Annotated in this window: 21 protein-coding genes and 4 tRNA genes; 4 read left to right on the plus strand and 21 right to left on the minus strand. The window is 45.8% G+C overall.

Annotation, left to right across the window (positions count from 1 at the left end):
• Positions 1 to 100 precede the first annotated feature (100 nt).
• Genes QZV24_RS07310 through rsmD form a run of 3 tightly spaced genes read right to left on the minus strand, consistent with a single transcriptional unit; the run spans position 101 to position 1,726 of the window.
• Complete coding sequence (locus tag QZV24_RS07310) at positions 101 to 613, minus strand: ATPase (protein ID WP_294522225.1); 513 nt, start codon at positions 611 to 613, stop codon at positions 101 to 103.
• A gap of 49 nt (positions 614 to 662) precedes the next feature.
• Complete coding sequence (gene coaD / locus QZV24_RS07315; RefSeq protein ID WP_294522228.1) at positions 663 to 1,142, minus strand: pantetheine-phosphate adenylyltransferase; 480 nt, start codon at positions 1,140 to 1,142, stop codon at positions 663 to 665.
• Positions 1,143 to 1,159: 17 nt separating this feature from the next.
• Complete coding sequence (rsmD, locus tag QZV24_RS07320; protein ID WP_294522231.1) at positions 1,160 to 1,726, minus strand: 16S rRNA (guanine(966)-N(2))-methyltransferase RsmD; 567 nt, start codon at positions 1,724 to 1,726, stop codon at positions 1,160 to 1,162.
• 286 nt (positions 1,727 to 2,012) lie between these two features.
• Between rsmD and QZV24_RS07325 the strand changes: the two genes are divergently transcribed.
• Both QZV24_RS07325 and QZV24_RS07330 read left to right on the plus strand, forming a co-directional pair.
• Positions 2,013 to 3,689 (plus strand): DUF4127 family protein, encoded by a 1,677-nt coding sequence (locus QZV24_RS07325; protein WP_294522235.1) that lies wholly within the window; start codon positions 2,013 to 2,015, stop codon positions 3,687 to 3,689.
• Positions 3,690 to 3,765: 76 nt separating this feature from the next.
• Positions 3,766 to 3,841, plus strand: a tRNA-Gln gene (locus QZV24_RS07330).
• Between the two features lie 38 nt (positions 3,842 to 3,879).
• Here the strand turns inward: QZV24_RS07330 and QZV24_RS07335 are convergent.
• The 7 genes from QZV24_RS07335 to QZV24_RS07365 form a co-directional block, all read right to left on the minus strand.
• Complete coding sequence (locus QZV24_RS07335) at positions 3,880 to 4,746, minus strand: Asp23/Gls24 family envelope stress response protein (RefSeq protein WP_294522238.1); 867 nt, start codon at positions 4,744 to 4,746, stop codon at positions 3,880 to 3,882.
• 54 nt (positions 4,747 to 4,800) lie between these two features.
• The gene (locus tag QZV24_RS07340; RefSeq protein WP_294522241.1) at positions 4,801 to 5,628 is read right to left on the minus strand and encodes a PHP domain-containing protein; all 828 of its coding nucleotides are present in this window, start codon (positions 5,626 to 5,628) and stop codon (positions 4,801 to 4,803) included.
• 83 nt (positions 5,629 to 5,711) lie between these two features.
• A complete protein-coding gene (locus tag QZV24_RS07345; RefSeq protein WP_290654880.1) occupies positions 5,712 to 6,491 on the minus strand; it encodes a TIGR00282 family metallophosphoesterase in 780 nt (259 codons plus the stop codon).
• A 15-nt stretch (positions 6,492 to 6,506) separates the two neighbouring features.
• The gene (locus QZV24_RS07350) at positions 6,507 to 7,025 is read right to left on the minus strand and encodes a hypothetical protein (RefSeq protein ID WP_294522244.1); all 519 of its coding nucleotides are present in this window, start codon (positions 7,023 to 7,025) and stop codon (positions 6,507 to 6,509) included.
• A 201-nt stretch (positions 7,026 to 7,226) separates the two neighbouring features.
• A complete protein-coding gene (gene rny / locus QZV24_RS07355; RefSeq protein WP_290654878.1) occupies positions 7,227 to 8,753 on the minus strand; it encodes a ribonuclease Y in 1,527 nt (508 codons plus the stop codon).
• Between the two features lie 265 nt (positions 8,754 to 9,018).
• Positions 9,019 to 9,468 (minus strand): D-aminoacyl-tRNA deacylase, encoded by a 450-nt coding sequence (dtd, locus tag QZV24_RS07360; RefSeq protein WP_294522249.1) that lies wholly within the window; start codon positions 9,466 to 9,468, stop codon positions 9,019 to 9,021.
• Positions 9,469 to 9,619: 151 nt separating this feature from the next.
• Positions 9,620 to 10,603, minus strand: a complete 984-nt coding sequence (locus tag QZV24_RS07365) for a glycosyltransferase family 2 protein (protein WP_294522252.1) — start codon at positions 10,601 to 10,603, stop codon at positions 9,620 to 9,622.
• A gap of 108 nt (positions 10,604 to 10,711) precedes the next feature.
• Here QZV24_RS07365 and QZV24_RS07370 point away from each other — a divergent pair, with 108 nt between their 5' ends.
• Positions 10,712 to 11,113 carry a GtrA family protein gene (locus tag QZV24_RS07370; RefSeq protein ID WP_290654873.1) on the plus strand — a complete coding sequence of 134 codons (402 nt, stop codon included), beginning with the start codon at positions 10,712 to 10,714 and terminating at the stop codon, positions 11,111 to 11,113.
• 214 nt (positions 11,114 to 11,327) lie between these two features.
• On the opposite strand, the gene QZV24_RS07375 is transcribed toward QZV24_RS07370, so the two are convergent.
• The 11 genes from QZV24_RS07375 to QZV24_RS07425 form a co-directional block, all read right to left on the minus strand.
• Positions 11,328 to 11,693, minus strand: a complete 366-nt coding sequence (locus QZV24_RS07375) for a hypothetical protein (RefSeq protein WP_294522256.1) — start codon at positions 11,691 to 11,693, stop codon at positions 11,328 to 11,330.
• 10 nt (positions 11,694 to 11,703) lie between these two features.
• On the minus strand, positions 11,704 to 12,684 hold the full coding sequence (floA, locus tag QZV24_RS07380; RefSeq protein ID WP_290655076.1) for a flotillin-like protein FloA: 981 nt from the start codon (positions 12,682 to 12,684) through the stop codon (positions 11,704 to 11,706).
• 51 nt (positions 12,685 to 12,735) lie between these two features.
• Positions 12,736 to 13,032: an NfeD family protein gene (locus QZV24_RS07385; protein WP_290654869.1), complete on the minus strand. Its 297-nt coding sequence runs from the start codon at positions 13,030 to 13,032 to the stop codon at positions 12,736 to 12,738.
• Positions 13,020 to 13,535, minus strand: a complete 516-nt coding sequence (locus QZV24_RS07390) for a transcription repressor NadR (protein WP_294522259.1) — start codon at positions 13,533 to 13,535, stop codon at positions 13,020 to 13,022. The genes QZV24_RS07385 and QZV24_RS07390 overlap by 13 nt, the downstream gene beginning before the upstream one ends.
• 93 nt (positions 13,536 to 13,628) lie before the next feature.
• A tRNA-Val gene (locus QZV24_RS07395) sits at positions 13,629 to 13,704 on the minus strand.
• Between the two features lie 40 nt (positions 13,705 to 13,744).
• Positions 13,745 to 13,819: transfer RNA gene (locus QZV24_RS07400), tRNA-Glu, on the minus strand.
• 2 nt (positions 13,820 to 13,821) lie between these two features.
• A tRNA-Asn gene (locus tag QZV24_RS07405) sits at positions 13,822 to 13,897 on the minus strand.
• 77 nt (positions 13,898 to 13,974) lie between these two features.
• Positions 13,975 to 15,177: a YecA family protein gene (locus tag QZV24_RS07410; protein ID WP_294522262.1), complete on the minus strand. Its 1,203-nt coding sequence runs from the start codon at positions 15,175 to 15,177 to the stop codon at positions 13,975 to 13,977.
• An 18-nt stretch (positions 15,178 to 15,195) separates the two neighbouring features.
• Positions 15,196 to 16,446, minus strand: a complete 1,251-nt coding sequence (locus QZV24_RS07415) for an N-acetylmuramoyl-L-alanine amidase (RefSeq protein ID WP_294522264.1) — start codon at positions 16,444 to 16,446, stop codon at positions 15,196 to 15,198.
• Between the two features lie 57 nt (positions 16,447 to 16,503).
• On the minus strand, positions 16,504 to 17,283 hold the full coding sequence (locus QZV24_RS07420) for an amino acid ABC transporter ATP-binding protein (RefSeq protein WP_294522267.1): 780 nt from the start codon (positions 17,281 to 17,283) through the stop codon (positions 16,504 to 16,506).
• Positions 17,264 to 17,908, minus strand: a complete 645-nt coding sequence (locus QZV24_RS07425) for an amino acid ABC transporter permease (protein WP_290654860.1) — start codon at positions 17,906 to 17,908, stop codon at positions 17,264 to 17,266. Before QZV24_RS07425 ends, QZV24_RS07420 begins: the two co-directional genes overlap by 20 nt.
• Positions 17,909 to 18,163: 255 nt before the next feature.
• Between QZV24_RS07425 and QZV24_RS07430 the strand changes: the two genes are divergently transcribed.
• Complete coding sequence (locus QZV24_RS07430; protein WP_294522270.1) at positions 18,164 to 19,384, plus strand: IS110 family transposase; 1,221 nt, start codon at positions 18,164 to 18,166, stop codon at positions 19,382 to 19,384.
• Positions 19,385 to 19,493 lie beyond the last annotated feature (109 nt).

Consider the following 19,493-nt stretch of genomic DNA (forward strand, 5'->3'; position numbering starts at 1 on the left):
GCTTCGCGTCGCAACGAGCTGGGAGATATGCTCGCCAGCTGTTGTAGTTTGTTTTCCCCCACCTAAAGAGGTGGGGGACATCTTAAAGCTCGTTATAAAATTACCGCTGGTCATTCAGCTGACTTTTGGCCTGCTGAACCGCCTGAAGGGCATCCCCAACACTTTCAATAACATGATTGAAAACCTGATCTGCGTAGGATTCCGCACTACTCTTCAGATCAGCTGCATACTGCTCAGTCTCAGTCTTTAACTGCTGGGCCTGGGCCATGGTCTGTTCCATAATCTGTCTTTCCTGAGCCTTGGCCTGCTGAACGATCTCGCTTTCTTCCACGGCCTTCTGGGCATATGATTTAGCCTGTTCTACCGTCTGCGTAGCCTCACGCTTTGCTCCCTCCAGCAGCCGGTCAGCCTCCGCCTGAGCAGCCTGGATAATATCATCACGACGCTTTACGATATCATAGGCATCCTGAATTTCCCGTGGCAACTCACTTCTCAAAACATCCATCAAGCGAAACAGCTCCACATCGTCAATCATAACCTTATCAACAAACGGAACTCGATTAGAAGACGCTACCAAATTCTCAATTTCCTCTAAAATGTTATCTATTTCCATCGTTCAAAGCCCACTTTCTACGAATACATATTTATACCCTAATAGCATATCATTTATTGGAAAAACATTCAATAGCCTTTAAGACCGATTTGGGCACCAAAGTGCTAATATCTCCCCCAAAATGATGAATTTCCCGTACCACAGAAGAACTTACAAAAGAACATTCCGGTTTGGTCAGGAGGAAAAATGTATCTATTGTCGGGTTCAGCTGATGAATAATCTGAGCCTGTCCCTGCTCGTATTCATAGTCGGTAACTGACCGCAGTCCACGAACAATCACTTTGATATCATTCTGCACCATATAGTCCGTCAGCAATCCGTCAAAGGATACTACCTGAACATTTTTTACATCCGTAAGAGCTTCCTGCAGAGCCACAACCCGGTCTTCCACCGGCAAAAAGGACTGTTTCCGCACATTGTTGAACACTCCTACCACCAATGTATCAAATACAGTAGCTGCCCGGCGGATAATATCAATATGTCCGTTAGTCACCGGATCAAAGCTTCCCGGGAAAACTGCCTTTTTCATTATTCATCCATCTCCTGTTAATCGATTGTATTGCCACTTTTATACTCAAAAATATTTATCTGAGTAGTTTTGCCATATCGCTGATTGCGCAACAGCTTTAAATGCGTCAGATCCGGCAGCTCGTTTTCATCACCACCCTGCTCCACTATCACCAGTGCCGCCTCATTCAGCAATCTCCCATTATCCAGCTGAGTCAAGGCCCGCTCCCACAGTCCCAAATGGTATGGCGGATCACAAAAAACTATATCAAACCTTTTGCCTTGGGCCGCCAACTGGTCCATAACGGCAAACACATCGCCTTTAAAAACATCTGCTTTATCCGCCAAATGGGTATGTTCAGCATTAAACCTTATGATATCTGCTGTGGCCTTATCAACAAAGGCAGCATACTTTGCCCCCCGGCTTAAAGCCTCCAATCCAAGGCCGCCAGTCCCGGCAAAAATATCCAGTATGGTTTTCCCCCATACCTCATTTCCAAGAATACTGAACAAGGATTCCTTCACCCGGTCCGAGGTTGGGCGGGTAGCCATCCCCCTCGGTGTTTTCAGCTTGCAACCCTTGGCCAGGCCAGTAATTATACGCATAAAAAAAGACCTCATTATCTGTTTTCTTCATTTTAACATAAAATAGTCAATTTTCAGATTAAATTCATCTATTTTCCATATTTTTTCCATTTTTTTACTGTATTATTTGACCATAGAAAGTTGCAAAACTCGTTTTCATATTCCATCCCTCCAAAAGGAACCATTCGCCTGGTTCCTTTTTTCTTTCCGAAAATTGACATCATCGGCTATTACCAATGATGTCAATATTTCTTTTCCCTGCTTTAAATTGTATAATAAGAGAAAATTACACTTTATCGAGGACTATATGAAAAAATTCGCGATTATTGCCGTTATTCTTATTTCCATTACCGGAATAATATATTATCTAACCAGTGACCCACACTACGATGCTGTACTCCCGGGCCCGGCCAGTACACACAAAATAATACTTATGCCACTGGACAGCCGTCCGCCCTGCACCAAGCTGGTAGCCGATAACGCCCGCACGGCCGGCATCACTGTCATCACTCCACCTGGCCAGTATATGGATTTTTACACCCAGCCGGGGGATATTGGTAGCCTGCAGAGCTGGCTGGCAACTGAATTAAAAAGCTCCCAGGCCGAGGAAGCCATTGTTTCCATTGATCAACTGCTGTATGGTGGGCTAATTGCTTCCCGCAACAAAAGCATCTCTGATGAAGATATAAACCGTCTTGTCGCCTATCTGCGAGAGCTCCATGCCAATAACCCATCGGTCAAGCTGTATGCCTTTGCCATCCTGCCGCGAATGACTCCACCGGACTACATCGAAGCCTACGAAGACCGGCAGCAGCTGATGGAATGGTCCCGAAGATTTCACCAGTATTTCTGTGAGCCAACAGCTGAAAACTACGAACTGCTATATGCCGCTGAACAGGGCCTTTCTCCCGCCCACCTGCAGGCCTATCAGGAAGTATATGAACGCAATTTACGGCTGAACTGCCGACTGGCCTGGCTGATGCAGGAAGGTGTTCTGCACCAGCTGGTACTGGCTCAGGATGACGGTGAAGAATACAGTCTTCCCAACCTAAAGCTGACTGAATTTATGAGCTATGTCCAGGAACAGGGTATCACCACCGATCGGCTGGCAGTAATTCACGGGGCAGATGAGGTTGCTCTTTCAATATTAACAAATATTACCACTAACAAGGTATACAGTACCGATAAAAACCGTCAGAAAAGCTTCAAGGTTTACCTCGCCTATAATTCCGAGGATGCCGCCGAGGAAATAATGCCATATATGGCCATAAGCAGCCGGGAAACCGCCCTCGAGCGGCTGGCATTCACCCACTCTCAGGTAGTGACCTCCGTCAACGAAGCTGACTACATTCTCTTCATCAGCTGTGGCAGCAAGGGGAATATGAACAACCGGCGGAGCAGCATTGAATGGCTGCGAAAGCAGGCTGACCAGGGAAAACACATTGCTCTGGTGGATCTCAGTCAAAAATTTTCCGCTACAGAAGCCCTTTTTCCACTTATGCTAAAGGAAAACTATCCAGTGAACAGTCTGATCGCCTATGCCGGCTGGAACACAGCCAGCAATTCCATTGGCACGGCCATTGCCCAGGCCGAAATTTATCTTTCATCCCTGGAAACAGCCTCTGACAAGGATACCGCTGTTTATTACAACCTGCATAACCTCAACAATCGGTTCTTGGAGGATTATTACTATTTGAAGGATATTATCGATGTAGTAAATATTTCGCTGAAGAAAAAGGGCTACGCCAATGTCTATGATTTGGATTTAAACCACAATTATGTATGGAGTGCGGATATGCTGCGGAGCGCCTTGAACCAACGGTTATCCCAGTACAAATATTCCCACTCCTTCAAGGCACCCTTTAGGCTTCCGGAAACCAACACCACCTATGCCGTGACTGATATATCAATGGATGCTTTTTTCCCATGGCCACGGACCTTTGAAATCAATCTTGATACCGCACTAAAAATCGAAAAGAAATAACTTTGTTTTTCTTGACAACCTACCCCAAAATAGCGTATACTGTGTATCGTTGTGAGCGCACAACTACAAATTATATAGGGGTATCGCCAAGTTGGTAAGGCACTGGATTCTGAATCCAGCATTCGTAGGTTCGAGTCCTGCTACCCCTGCCATTGCAAAAATAAAAGAGGCTATCAAGCCTCTTTTTTGTTTACATATTTTTCGGTTGAATAAACAACGCCCGGATAGTGATATTGACCTTTTTGACCGCCATACCAGTCAGCCGTTCCACTTCCTTCTTCACCAGTGCCTGCATCTGCTGTACCAAAGTCGGAATATGCTTTCCGAAGGAAATGGTCACCGCACAGCTTATCTCCACCCCCTGAGATTCGTAGCCAACGGCACCGTCCCCCTTGTATACATGGCGGACCTCAACTCCGGCCACCTTATTCACACTGCCACCATCAATGAGAATTCTTCGTACCATGGCCGCAATAGCCGAATCCTCAATGACCAGCTTACCGCAATAGCTGAATACCGGCCGAACAATGGATTTTTCGCCCAAATGGCGATGCCGCCGCTGCTGATCTGAGCTGCGTTTTACCATTGACTTCAGCGAATCCACTAAATACCCGGAAAAATGTGGCTTTAGCTCAATAGTTGGCACTGGCACCACATGCTTACCTTTTTGCAGACGATGCTCCTGCGCCTTTTTCATTTCTGCCTCGGTGGCAATATCCTCTATATGGATAAACTTGGAAATATCCGGCAACTCCAATGCCTTGGCAATCTTTATTACCATATTTTCCGAAGTCCCCAAAATCAAAATCCGCTTGGGACTGCTTTCCTTAATGGCCTCCCGCACTTCTTCAGCGTGCCCCGGCAAAACAAAAATCGCCCGTTTTACTGCCAGGACCTTGTTCTGCTCTTTCTTGGCCGAAGTACCGGCCATTATTCGGCCATCCTTAATATACAGGCCATCATCTATAATGGCATCTGCCTGAGTATTGTGGGCTACCAAAAGGGCTCTGTGACTTTTCCCCGTTCCACTGGGTCCAACAAATGCAATAACATCCATACAATCACCGCCTATGCAAAACAGCATCACGCTGTAGAACTCACAAAATATAAATTAAATATTCGGCTCACGATATATCTCAGCCGCATAGCTGTCCTCAATGGAAAACTCTCCCAAATTTTTGGGCATACGGCCTTCTATACCGTGAAAATCCGATCCGCCGGTTATCATTAGATTATACTTATTGGCCATAGCCACATATCTTTCCGTATCCTCCGGGCTGTGCTTTGGATAAAAGGCCTCCACACCCTCTATGCCCTGCTTCAGCAAATGCTCCACCAAAGCATCATCCTTGATTAGCTTTGGGTGGGCCAGTACCGGAATACCACCGCTCTGCTTTATCAGGTCAATAATCTCCTCCGGCTGAAGAAGATAATGGGACACATAAGCTGGCCTCCCCTTTTCCAAAACCTCGTCAAAACACTCCTTAACGGTGTGAAAATATCCTTTGCGCACCAAAGCCTGGGCTATATGAGACCGGCTGATGGAGGTGCTGTCACCGGCGATTTCCAATACATCAGTCTCTGAAATGTCGTATTCCAGCTCCTGCAACTTCTGTACCATACTGGAAAATCTGGTCCAACGCCCCTCTACCACATCGTTCAAACGGTCCGTCAAATTTTTATCATAAATGTCGATATTATAGCCCAAAATATGTATTTCCTGGGTTTCGTGGTGTGCACTGAACTCGATGCCCGGAATAATCTTTATTCCTTTGGCCGGGTACAGGCCTGCCTCATAAAGCTGGCAAACGCCGTTGACCGTATCGTGGTCAGTTATGGCTATATAGTTAAGGCCAGCCTCTTTGGCTGCTTCAATGAGCTCCTCCGGATTCAGCAATCCATCCGAGCATCTGGTATGTGTATGTAAATCACTTGCCATTATTTTTCTCTCCGTAAACTTATTTCAGCAATATATATTCTAAATTATCGCTGAAAGTCCTGCTTTATTTATGAAGGGATTTATTATTCTTCTTTAATCAACAGTCGTTCCACAGCTACAGCCTTATTGGTGGCATCATCGATTTCCACAATAACGGCCGAGTATACTGCCGGACCATCGGCCAGGTCAAACCGTACAGGCATACAGCTGGTAAATTTTTTTATAATAATATCCGATTTTACCCCTAGCACCGAGTTCCAAGGGCCTACCATCCCCAAATCAGTGATATAAGCTGTACTGTTGGGCAGCAACCGCTCATCCGCAGTCTGAATGTGCGTATGGGTGCCTACCACCACCTGAACCCGCCCATCAAGATAAAATCCCATGGCCATTTTTTCCGAGGTGGTTTCTGCGTGAAAATCCAGAATCTTTATATCCGCCTGGTCACCAATTTCAGATAATATATCATCAATTTTCTGGAAAGGGCAATCCATATCCGGCATAAATGCCCGCCCTGACAAATTGATGACGGCAATATTTTTTGCCTTAAATGGATACAGGCACCAGCCCTTGCCCGGAGCACCCTCCGGATAGTTAGCCGGTCGTACCAGATACGGCTCATCATCAATCAGCCCTTGGACCTCCCTGTTATCCCAGATATGATTGCCGGAGGTAACAATATCAGCCCCAGCCGCATACAACTCATCCAGGGATTTCCGGCTCACTCCCTTGCCACCGGCAGAATTCTCCCCATTTACTATCACAATATCTATATTATGCTTCTGGCGAAGCTCCTTGGTGTATTTGCCAAAGGCCTTGCGCCCTGGGCGTCCCACCACATCACCAACAATTAGTATTCGCACGGATATCACCTCATACTACAGCAAATCATGGTCATAAACCATAACCCGGCCTTCTTCCCGAACGCCCACCATGGATTCAGGAATACGGTTTTCCTTCAAGAATCTAATGCGATGGTCTATCATTTCCGCCTGGGTAGCCAACAGCTCCTCATCAGCATCCCGATTGTCATCTGATATTATGATAGCACCAAATTTATCCTTCAACAAGCTAAGCAGCAACCCCACCTCACCATGAGAAAAGGTATCCAGATCCCGATATATATGCAGGGCAAAATCCTGATAGAAAAAGGCAAACTTTGCTCCTCGGGTATATTCCAACGAATGGTACAGCTTCAAGCTGTCCACAATAAAGTCCTCTCCGGCAGCCATAGTCTCCTGGTCCGGGGCTTCCTTGACCGAAAGCTCCATTATAATTGCTTTACTTTTGGAGTCCAGGGTAATCTTGGAAAACTCTGGATAGCAGATGAGCAATGAAGCCACCAGCTGGATGCTGTCCATATTCACTTCGCTGTCAGTTCCCTTTGAATAATCCATTTTACCTGCCTCCTTTATCCAATAATATTCACCGCCTGATTCATCGCTATACACGACTTATCCCCATAGAAAAGGATGACATACAGGTGACGAAGTTATCTAAAAATTCTATTTTGATTACTGTGCTACTATATTATATAGCGAAATCGGGCTGCCGCAACAACATCACGGACAGCCCAACATCATTTTCCATTTTAAAATTTATTTTGCAAAATCTACTACACGGGTTTCACGAATGATAGTAGCCTTAATCTGACCCGGATATTCCAGCTCTGCCTCAATTTTCTTAACGATATCGTGAGCAAGAGCAACTGCCTCCACATCGTCAACCTTGTCTGGTTTAACCATTACGCGGATTTCGCGGCCAGCCTGAATAGCAAAGCATCGCTCAACACCAGGAAAGCTCTCTGCAATCTCCTCAAGACGACTAAGACGCTTGAGATAGGTCTCCAGGCTCTCGCGACGAGCACCAGGACGAGCGGCAGATACAGCATCGGCAGCGGCCACCAGAACGGCTTCCACTGTCATCGGCTGTTCATCACCATGGTGCGCGGCAATTGCATTGATTACCAGCTTGGATTCCCGATACTTCTTGGCAACATCAGCACCGATAGTAACATGAGTGCCTTCTACTTCATTATCAATGGATTTACCTATATCGTGAATAAGACCGGCCCGCTTTGCCAGCATAACATCTACGCCCAGCTCAGCAGCCATCATACCAGCTAAATGTGCCACCTCTACCGAATGGTTGAGTACATTTTGTCCGTAACTGGTACGATATCTTAAACGGCCCAACAGCTTAATGAGCTCTGGATGCAGTCCATGCACACCAGTATCAAAGGTAGCCTGTTCGCCAGCTTCCTTAATACGCTGATCAACCTCACGACGGGCCTTTTCCACCATTTCCTCAATCCGGGCCGGATGAATACGACCATCGGTTATGAGCTTTTCCAAAGCAATTCGGGCCACCTCACGGCGTACCGGATCAAAGCCGGACAAAATTACGGCCTCTGGTGTATCATCAATAATCAGGTCAATGCCGGTCATGGTCTCGAGAGCCCGGATATTACGGCCCTCACGCCCAATGATACGCCCCTTCATTTCATCATTTGGTAATGCCACCACAGAGACAGTGGTTTCGGCTACATGGTCAGCAGCACAGCGCTGAATAGCCAAAGAAATGATATTTCTGGCCTTCTTTTCCGCCTCATCCTTGGTCTGCTGCTCATATTCCTTAATCATAATTGCCTTTTCATGCTTCAGCTCTTCTTCAACCTCAACCAGAAGCATATTCTTGGCATCCTCAGTAGAAAGACCGGAAATCCGCTCCAGTTCCTCCTTCTGTTTCTCATGAAGTTCGTTGATTTCCACCCGAACCTTTTCCAGCTTAGCCTCGCGGGAAGCCAGATTTTCTTCCTTCTTTTCCAGTGCATCAATCTTCCGGTCCAGATTTTCTTCCTTCTGAACTATCCGGCGTTCATGACGCTGAATTTCCGACCGACGCTCACGGGTATCCTTATCAAGCTCCTGACGAAGCCGATGTACATCTTCCTTCGCCTCGAGCATTTTCATTTTTTTCGCTGCTTCACCTTTTTCTTCTGCTTCCTTGACAATGCGTCTTGCCTCTTCTTCCGCCGAGCCAATCTGCTTCTCTGCCGCCTGCTTACGCATCATATATCCGCCAAAGCCGCCTATAATAAGTGCACCAACAGCTGCAACAACCATCTCAATGATAATAACACACCTCCCCTGTTAATATTAAGCTTTTCAAGCATTCATTATCATCAAAACTGACCGTAATAATTTACACAGTCGTACCACTATATTTTACTATAAATGCCCAAGAAGTCAAGCCAAAGGCAATGACAGATTGATGCATTTATGTGGTCAAGGTGTTCTTGGCAAATGCACCCTTGAACGACACGCAAGCGCTGGGCACGGCTATGGCCTAACATGAATATAGCGTTGAGGAACAAAGGTCCGTAACCATTTAACGCTTCCAGTCCGCCGTGTCAAAAAGCAGGGTCACCGGTCCATCATTTTCTGAAACGACCTTCATATCCGCACCAAATTCTCCGTGCTCAACGGTAAATCCTCGCCTCTGACAATGGTTCATAAAGCTTTCATATAATGGAATGGCTATATCCGGCTTTCCAGCCCCGGAAAAGCTGGGGCGACGGCTCTTCAAATCAGCAAACAGAGTAAACTGGGACACCACCAGTAGGCTTCCTCCCACTGTTTCCAGGTTTAAATTCATCTTTCCATCTGCATCAGAAAACACCCGACAGTTGCAAATTTTTTCCGCCAAAAGCTCTGCCTCAGTTTCAGTATCATCCGGGCCAATTCCCAGCAACACCAAAAAGCCCTTGCCAATGGCACCGTTAATCTCCCCCTCAATTTCCACTGATGCCGAATTCACCCTGGTAACAACCGCTTTCATATGCTCCTCCTAAATCACACAAATAACAATAATAAAGAGGAGTATATTACTCCTCTTTAGACTTATAACGCCATTGTTCAAATTTTTCTTCTTTCAGAAGAAAAATCTTCCAATTAGCGTTTCAACGAGGTGGAGATATGCTCACCACCTGTTATAGTTTGTTTTCACCCCCACCTAAAGAGGAGGGGGACATCTTCACTTCGTTATAATCCTTTGGTTTGCCCCGACCAATAAGGTAGAGCGGCCGATTTTTTACTTCCTCATAAATCCGGGATATGTATTCCCCCATAATTCCCAATACGGTTAGCTGCACGCCTCCAAAGAACAGTATACAAGCCGTTATAGTAGCCCAACCGGCCACTGCATCATTGAACACATACTTGGATACCAAAACATGGAGGAATAACAGAAAGCTCAGAAAGCCACAACAAACTCCTATATATAATCCCATCCGTAGGGGTAAGCTTGAGAAAGCCATGACCCCATCTACGGCCAGATGAAGCATCTTCCGCGGCGAAAATTTTGAAACTCCCGCAAACCGCTTTGGTGCCACAAATTCAATGTATGTTTGCTTGAAGCCCATGGAACCAATCATACCGCGAATAAACCGGGCATGCTCCCGATACCGTCGAAAGGCCACTACCACCTTATGATCCATCAGGCGGAAATCAGCTCCGCCTTCCTGAATATGCACGGTGGACAAGGTATTTAAAATCTTGTAATAATAAGCTGATGTAATCTTTTTTAAGGCGGAAACCCCTTCAGTATTTTTGCGAATAGTATGAACCACCTCATACCCTTCTTCCCATTTGGCAACAAGGGTAGGAATCAGCTCTGGTGGATGCTGCATATCTCCATCCATCATTATTACCGCATCCCCATCGGCATGGTCAAGACCACAGGTGAGAGCCAGCTGATGGCCGGAATTCTTCGCCAAAAAAATGGACTGCACCCGCTCATCCTTTTCCTCCAACCGGCACAAAATATCCCGGCTACTGTCCTTTGAGCCGTCATCTACAAAAATCAGCTCGAATTCATAGTTTAACGATTCAAAGGTCTGGGCAACAGCCTCATAAAAATGTTCTATATTATCTTCTTCATTGAATACAGGTACAACTACTGATATAATCTTCATATGTAATCTCTTTTCTTATATATTAGCTATAAATTTCACCTAATCATTTTAATAGCTATGTGGCAATTTTTCAATAAATATTTTAATAACGATTAACAGAGGCTGCAAATGAATATAATCGACAAGGCAAAACATCATTTTCTTACCAAGGAATTTTTCCTATTTCTGGTGATAGGTTGTATCAATACCTTTAATGGCACCTTTATTGCCTGGCTCTGCTCCTATCTGACCCCTTACAATAATCTCAATTTCAACATCGGCTATATCATGGGCAATATTATCGCCTACTGGATGAACAGTGTCATTATTTTCCACGAAAAGCTGTCTCTGGGCCGATATGTCAAATTCTTTATATCCTATGTACCAAACTACATCATTCAAAACATTATCGTCTTGATATTTTACAATTGGCTGGACTTCCCGCCAGTGGTGAGTTACCTTTTGGCCGCCATCCTTGGCATACCGGTAACCTTCCTGATGGTGAAAATATTTGCTTTCGGACGAAAGTAAGCAAAAAGGAACTGCAAAAACGAAATGCAGTTCCTTTTTTATTCTGTTTAGAAATAATACTTTAATCCCACGCCACCGAAGATGACCCGCTTCTTCCCCGCAAAGGGAGTACACTTAAGCTCCACGGTCCATAGGTAATTAGGTCGAATTGTGCACCTACTTCTCCCAGAGGCGGCTATCCTTGGTGGGTAACTGTTATTGGGTTGCATATTGTTTAAAAGCGGTGACGGCGGGCTTTCGGCTTGGCCAAAATTTCTGACCAGATTATGGCCTGGGCCATAGGTGACATCACCCGTGTCCCGGTCTCCACCGCATAAGGCGATGGCTCTTCCTCTACATATTTTTCCGCTTTATTATCACTTATATGTCTGGTTAAATACTCCTGATAAGGATTATGCACCTGGGCATACTCCATAGGCTTGTGTGGCCTATGTTGGGGTGGCTCCGGCTCCGGAACAGGTTTTATATCCGGTGGAGTCCAGTCCCGGGGCATAGGCTTTGCCGGTGGCTTTTTCTTGTCCAGCACATTGCCTACCACCACCAGCAAAACAAAAACTATAATAGGAAGGATATCTTCCATAGTACTTCACCTACTTTATAGTCGGCGGAGTCAAGGTACTGTCCGATGCTCCACGGCTAATGCTGTCCCGCATATCAGTATCCGCCTTCACATTATTCAGGTTGTAATAATCCATCACACCCAAATTGCCATTTTTCAAAGCCTCAGCCATAGCATGCGGCACCTCGGCCTGAGCTTCTACTACCTTGGCTTCCATTTCCTGGGTATACGCCTTCATTTCCTGTTCCTTGGCTACAGCCATAGCCCGGCGTTCCTCGGCCTTGGCCTGGGCAATCCGCTTGTCAGCTTCCGCCTGATCGGTCATCAATTCGGCACCGATATTCCGCCCAACATCCACATCGGCAATATCAATGGAAAGAATTTCAAAGGCCGTACCGGCATCCAGACCTTTCCCCAATACCGTTTTGGAAATGTCATCCGGGTTGGCCAGCACATCAGTATGACTTACCGAAGAACCTACTGTAGTAACAATACCCTCACCAACACGGGCAATTATGGTTGGTTCGCCGGCACCACCCACCAAGCGGTCAATATTGGCCCGCACAGTGACTCTGGCCTTAATCTTCAACTCAATACCATTTTTCGCCACAGCGGAAACTACCGGGGTTTCAATAACCTTTGGATTAACGCTCATCTGTACAGCTTCCAGCACATCACGGCCAGCCAAATCAATAGCGGCAGACCGCTCAAACGGAAGGGGAATCTGGGCTCTATGGGCGGCAATCAACGCATCAACTACCTTGTCCACATTACCACCGGCCAAAAAATGTGCCTCCAGCTGGTTAACCTCCACGCTAAGGCCAGCTTTATTGGCTTTAATCAATGGATAAACTATTCTGGAAGGAATAACCTGCCGCAAACGCATACCAACCAGCGTAAATATGCCAACTGACACATTGGCCGCCTTGGCGGCAATCCACAGCCGAATCGGTACAAAATGCAAAAATACCAGCAAGAAAATAATAAAAAAGAAAATCCACAATCCGCTCATATCCAGCAGAAAATCCAACACTTCAACCATAATATCATCCTTTCAAAAGCCTCAACGGACAACCACCCTGTTGCCATTGACCGAAACCACTCTTACCTGTTGTCCTTTGGGTATATAATCTCCCTCTGAAACCACATCCACCGGTTCACCATCGATAATAACAGTACCGGCTGGCCGTAATTCACGGGATACTATGCCGGTGCAGCCAATCAATTCCTTGTGTTCTTCAGCACTGACATACCCTTGTTCAGTTTTGGTCTGGTCTTTCAGCACCAGACTGTGCCACAAATCACTTAAAACTCCCAACACAATCACCTCCGGGAGCAGCATAGAAATTACTGATTGCAAAGAATACCAGCTTCCTGCAGCTGATTCCTTATCCGGTCCAAAACCTCCTGCTCCGGCACTTCAATGGTATGGAGATGAACCCCTTCTGTGATAAGGGATAAAGGTTTTCCATCACATTCAGCCATCTGCTGCTGAAATACATCCACATCATGACGGGTAGACAACATCAAATCAGCCCGGATTTCACCATATAATGGATGCTCAACTATAACATCCCGCACATGTCCACCGTTGTCCACAATAATTTCCAGTTCCCGACGCATCAGCTTGTCATCATGCTTGCAGGCCAGAATAGCCACCAGCCCCAAGCTTTCCTCCTGAGGCATCACATATCCCCGTGGAGTGGCATATATGGTAACACCACCGGCCCGGATAACGCTTATGTCCCCTACAATTATCTGGCGGCTGACATTAAATTTTTTAGAAAGGAACGCCCCGGTAAGCGGTTTATTGGCTGTCCGCAAGCTATCCAGCAGCAGCCGGCGTCTTTCCTGTGTGTCCATCAAAATCCCTCCCCACTTCATTGTATTAGAGGTATATGAAAAAAGCAAGGAAAGCAACAAAAAAGACTGTCCGAAGACAGTCTTGAAGACAAATGGTGGGCGCTAACGGGATCGAACCGCTGACATTCTGCTTGTAAGGCAGACGCTCTCCCAGCTGAGCTAAGCGCCCTTGAAATATATAACAGGGATAATTCCCGTTTTTAATGAAATGGTGACGCGTACGGGATTCGAACCCGTGAAGCCGCCGTGAAAGGGCGGTGTCTTAACCACTTGACCAACGCGCCATTGGCTCCTCGAGCAGGACTCGAACCTGCGACATACGGATTAACAGTCCGTCGTTCTACCGGCTGAACTATCGAGGAATGCTCTGTCGTATTTCACCGACAGATGATATTCTACTATAATGCAAATTATAATGCAAGCACTTTTTTATTTTTTATCAATAATTTTTATCAAGGCAACAATTCTTGTATTTTTTGCCACTGCCACAAGGGCATGGATCATTGCGACCGATTTTTTTACCAACACGTACCATAGTAGGGCGAGGCATATCCTCCAGTTCCTCAAAGGTGTGGCCCTTTAAGGCCCACATTGGCAAAGTCCGGTTGTAGCGTTTTATCAACCCATATAACTCTTGAGTCTCATCTAAATCAGTCACAATCAGCTTACGGTCCTTCAGGAAGCCCACAATTTCCTGCATACCATAGCCATTCTGCATAATGATATTGATGGTGTGAACCGTTTCGGCCGCCTGAAGCACATCCAAAGAGCACTTATTCATAAAGAACTGGGCCAGCGCCCGATATGCTCCGGTGGACTCCACATAGGACTCTTCACCGGCATCCCAGGCTTTGTTATATGGAATATCAATAAAATCCAGCTGGGAATTCTTCAAATGCTCCTGCTGAAGGGCCTCCATATTTATCAAATCAACATTTTTCAGTTCATGCTGCCCAACAACCAGATTCTTGCACCAGCAGCCACCGTTAAAGAGTACCCCAATAAAATCGGAGAATTCCACTTCCGTGTCAATCAGTTCACCCACTCTGGCATACAGTTGGTCATAATCCATAACACCATAATAAAAAATCAGGCCAGCAGACAAACGGGCAATCTCATCGTTTAATGACACCATCTGCTGAAAAGCACCATTGTTAATCTTGGTGTATTCGGCCTGGATTTCCTCCGGCATATACCACAGCAGCTTGCCATCAGACATGCCGCAGAACATTACACCAATCCCCCGCAGATAATCCAGCCGGTAGTCCTCAATCTTTAATTCCCCAGCCATACCCTGGTGCTGGCAAACAAAATCAAAAATCGCCTTCTGGTCCTCAAAAATACTTACAAACCACCGCTGGGAGAACTTTACAACCTCCGGCAAAATTTCTGCCACCATATCGGCTTTTTTTACCCGGTTAATATTGGTTGCCATAGGCAGATTTAAGTTATATTGAATATCCTCCAACTCACTTTTGGTCAGGGCGTTCAGCGATGCTTCCAAAGTCAGCTTGGCCGGCAGCTTATGCCGACGCAGACTCTTCATCCGCTCCGCTTTCTGCTCTGCTGCCATTTTATCAAACTGTTCATCAGAGAATATAAACTCCTGCTCTGTTGATATTTCTTTATTATTATCCGTCAATTCAATCTACCTCACATTTTATCCAAAGAATTTCCGTATTCCATTCACAATACCAGTCGCTGCTTTTTTAATACCAGCTTCTGAATTCATCAGTCGCTCCTCTTTTTCATTGGAAATAAACGCCACTTCCAGCAATATGGCTGGCATAGTTGTATGCTTTACCACATAGAAATTACAGCTTCTTATACCACGATGAGCAGTGGACAAAGTCCCGGTAACACCGTCAGACACATACTGAGCTAACCGTTGAGACGCCTTGGTTCCCTTGCCGTAATAATAGCCGGTAGTGCCGCTTGGCGTGCTGTTAGTGAAGGAATCCATATGAATGGAAATAAAGATATCTCCATCATTGTTATTGGCTATGTCACAGCGGGCCTGCAGCTCCTCCGCATCAGAGGCCTTACTCCGTTTACTGGACACCTCAATATCCCGATTACGGGTCATAATAACCGTGGCGCCCTCGTTGGCCAACTGCTTTTGCAGCTCCTGGGACACCCGCAGGGTAATACTTTTCTCGGTAACCCCAGTTGGACCAATGGCCCCCACATCGCAACCGCCATGTCCAGGGTCAATAATTATTTTCTTTCCTTTAATACCAGGCGTAAACACAGGCTCCACTACAGGAACTACCGCTTCCTCCTTGCCGGTGCCGGCTGGCTCATTGTTATTTTTATCAGCTGGTCTGGCCCCGGAATTTACTGTCCCCTCCTCGTTATCAGGATCCGTAACAGGGGTTGGGCTTGATGTAGCATCCGTATTCTCACCATTTTTCTTGCCAAAATCTATGGCCGCACCGCCAGACCCCTTTTGGAAATTACCAAAATCCAGCACAACTCGGTGACCGGCACTGCCGCCCTTTAATGAAAAGAATTTACGGTTATTCTCCCCCAGTGAGCTTTCCACTACCAGCCGTACCGTATCAGGGTCATGCTGGGCTATCCGGACGCTTTTCACAAACCGGCTGCCCACTGATATGGTCTTTTTTAAGTCCGGTTTTATCCAAGCACTGTGTACATCAATAACAATGCGCTGAGGGTTGCTCAAGACACTGGTATCAAATTTCAATTCCTTGGTGCAGTCAATAACCACCCGGGTATGATCCTTATCAGAGCTGACCCGGACATCCTTTATCTCAGCCATAGTGGCCATTCGTTCGGCAAATGTGGCCGCCTGCACTGGCTTTCCGCCCCAAAACACCACAAAACCAGCTAAAAGCAGCATTATCATCCAAAATCGCAGACACACGCCTTTAGCTTCTATATTATACATAATAAAATTCCCCCAAAAACCAATGTACAAGGCATTTTATCATAGAATTCTGAAAAATTAAAGCATATTCTTTAGGAAGTCCCTGGTGCGATCCTCCTGCGGATTATCGATAACCTGCTGGGCCGTCCCCTGCTCCACGATGACACCGCCATCCATAAACACTACATGGTTAGCCGCCTCACGGGCAAAGGCCATTTCGTGGGTTACTACCACCATGGTCATATGCTCAGCCGCTAATTCCCGCATGGTTTTAAGCACCTCACCAGTCAGCTCCGGATCCAGAGCGGAAGTTGGTTCGTCAAAAAGCATGATATCCGGCTTCATACAAAGAGCCCTGGCAATGGCTACCCGCTGCTGCTGCCCACCGGACAGTCGGGCCGGATAACAATCCTTTTTATCCAAAAGTCCTACTTTTTTCAACAGAGCCTCAGCCTCTACAGTAACCTCCTGTTTATCCCGCTTCTGGACTAATATCGGTGCCTCCAGAAGATTTTGCAGCACCGTCATATGTGGGAAAAGGTTGAACTGCTGAAACACCATTCCCGTACAGGAAAGGATTTCTCTGGCTTCCTTTTCCGAAACATACTCCGCCACATTTTCCCCATTATTTTGGGCCAGTATCCGATTCTTAATTTCAATTTTGCCGGTGTCGATTTCCTCCAACCGGTTGATGCAACGGAGCAGCGTACTTTTCCCCGAGCCTGATGGGCCAATAATGGCCATAACTTGGCCTTTTTTTAATTCCAAATCGATACCCTTTAAAACTTCCAGGGAGCCGAATTTTTTATGTATGTCCGTCAAACGGAGCATTACTTCCTTATTTGTCATATTTTCCATAATGAGCCTCCAGCTTTTTAAATCCCCAGGTAAGAACAAAGGTCATAATAAGATAGAATACCGCTGCCACAACAAACGGCGTCATATCAAATTCCCGCTGAACAATAGTGCGGGCTACCCGCAACAAATCATTCATGGCCAAAATATAAATAAGGGAAGTATCCTTTACCAAATTGATGGTCTCATTGCTAACCGGTGGCAGAACATGACGAATCATTTGGGGGATAACTATACGCTGCATGGTCTGGGTATGAGTAAGCCCCAATGTCTTGGCCGCTTCATATTGCCCCCGGCTGATGGACTGAATACCTGCCCGGAAAATCTCCGCAAAATACGCAGCGTAATTTAAAGTAAACGCCAATAGGGCCGCTGCAATATCCGGCAACATGATTCCCACCATAGGCAGAGCGAAATAAACAAACAGCAGCTGGAGCATCAGTGGCGTTCCCCGCATCAGCCAAATGTAAAACTCCATAAACCGGCTAAGGGGCTTTATTTCGGAAATTCGTCCCAGTGCCGCCAACAACCCCAGGGGCAGGGATGCTATCAATGTTATAAAGAAAATCTGCAATGTCACCTGGGTACCTTCCAGCATCAGTACCACAGTATTTAGCAAGTTATCCATAAATATCTCGTATAATCCAATCATCGATGATGGTGATTGGATTTTCCTTTCTCCCGGATTATCCGGGTTATTTTTTAACCATCTCTGATATACTTACTTTGGCGCTGTGGATCTGTACCTATAAAACTACAGCTTTGACTGGTATGAGGTGACTCAGACCACAGCTTTTCGTCTATTACTGTTAATCAGTTTGTTAACGCTCGACGTTTCTATTTACGTGATTACACAGCCGGATTCTCTGTGGAAGACAACTCTGTGGAAGACAACAGCGCCAATTTTTCCTTAAGGAGGTGTTTCACCATGTCTCTATTCTTTGTTGGAATTGATATTTCCAAGTACAAACATGATTGCTGTATTATCTCTTCAGCTGATCAGCAGGTCGTTTCAAAGTTCACCTTCAAAAACAATAAAGATGGCTTCTCTGAACTTCTAACTACTCTGCATTCTCTCTCCAATCCCAAGAACATAAGAATAGGGTTTGAATCTACTTCTCATTATGCCCTCAATCTTGAACTCTTTCTTGAGAAAGCCCACCACAGCTTTATGGAAGTTAATCCAGTTCTCATTTCTCAGTACAAGAAGTCCACTACTCTTCGCAGAACGAAGACGGACCGTATCGATTGTGAATCGATTGCCTGCTGGCTAATGACCGTAGAGTACAAACCCCATCCAAAAGGATTTTATCATGCTTATTCTCTAAAGTCATTAACACGTTTACGGGACAAACTTATACGGCAGCGTTCTTTCTATCTCGTGAAGATCACCAATGTCCTGGATCACACTTTTCCAGAGTTTAAGCCTTTTTTCAATGAGCACTTCAGCAAGACAGCTCTGTATCTGCTAGAAAACTACGGCTCCGCAGAAAAGATGGCACATATGAATACTGCCTCTTATGAAAGGCTATATTCTCTTTCTCGTGGAAAGTTCTCTCCTCAACAGTTCCTTGAACTAAAATCTCTTGCAACCAATACCATTGGCGTAAACAATTCCATCTTTGAAATGGAGTTGAATACTCTTCTTACGCTTTATAAGGCTATAGCTGAACAGATATGCATTCTTGAGGCCCAAATAACCGAATTAATCGAAGAAATTCACCCTCACTACATGTCGATTCCGGGAATCGGGCCAATATCGGCAGCTGTCATCTACGCTGAATATGGAGATATCTCCAACTTCTCAAAGCCATCACAAATGTTAGCATTTGCAGGGCTAGAGCCTGGCGTAAATGATTCCGGCACAGAAAGCCACGGTGGAAGAATGGTTAAGCGTGGATCTTCACAGCTTCGTTATGTACTGATGAACTGTGCTCTACCATTAATCCGCTTTGATGTAATTTTTGCCGCTTACTATGCAAAAAAACGTTCAGAAGGTAAGCCACACAGAGTAGCCTTGTCCCATGTCGTCAAGAAGCTTGTCAGAGTAATTTTTGCATTGGAGAGGCAGAACACCGACTTCATACCTCAGTCTCTTCGCTGACTAATATTGTCTCTCATCCGATGCCACCTGAAATACAACTTCTTCAGATGGCTTGTTTGCTGTGCAATTTTCACGATTCATTAAAAATCTTCATTTTTTACTTGACTGT

It is taken from the genome of uncultured Anaerovibrio sp. (assembly GCA_902786545.1).
Lineage (GTDB): Bacteria > Bacillota > Negativicutes > Selenomonadales > Selenomonadaceae > Anaerovibrio.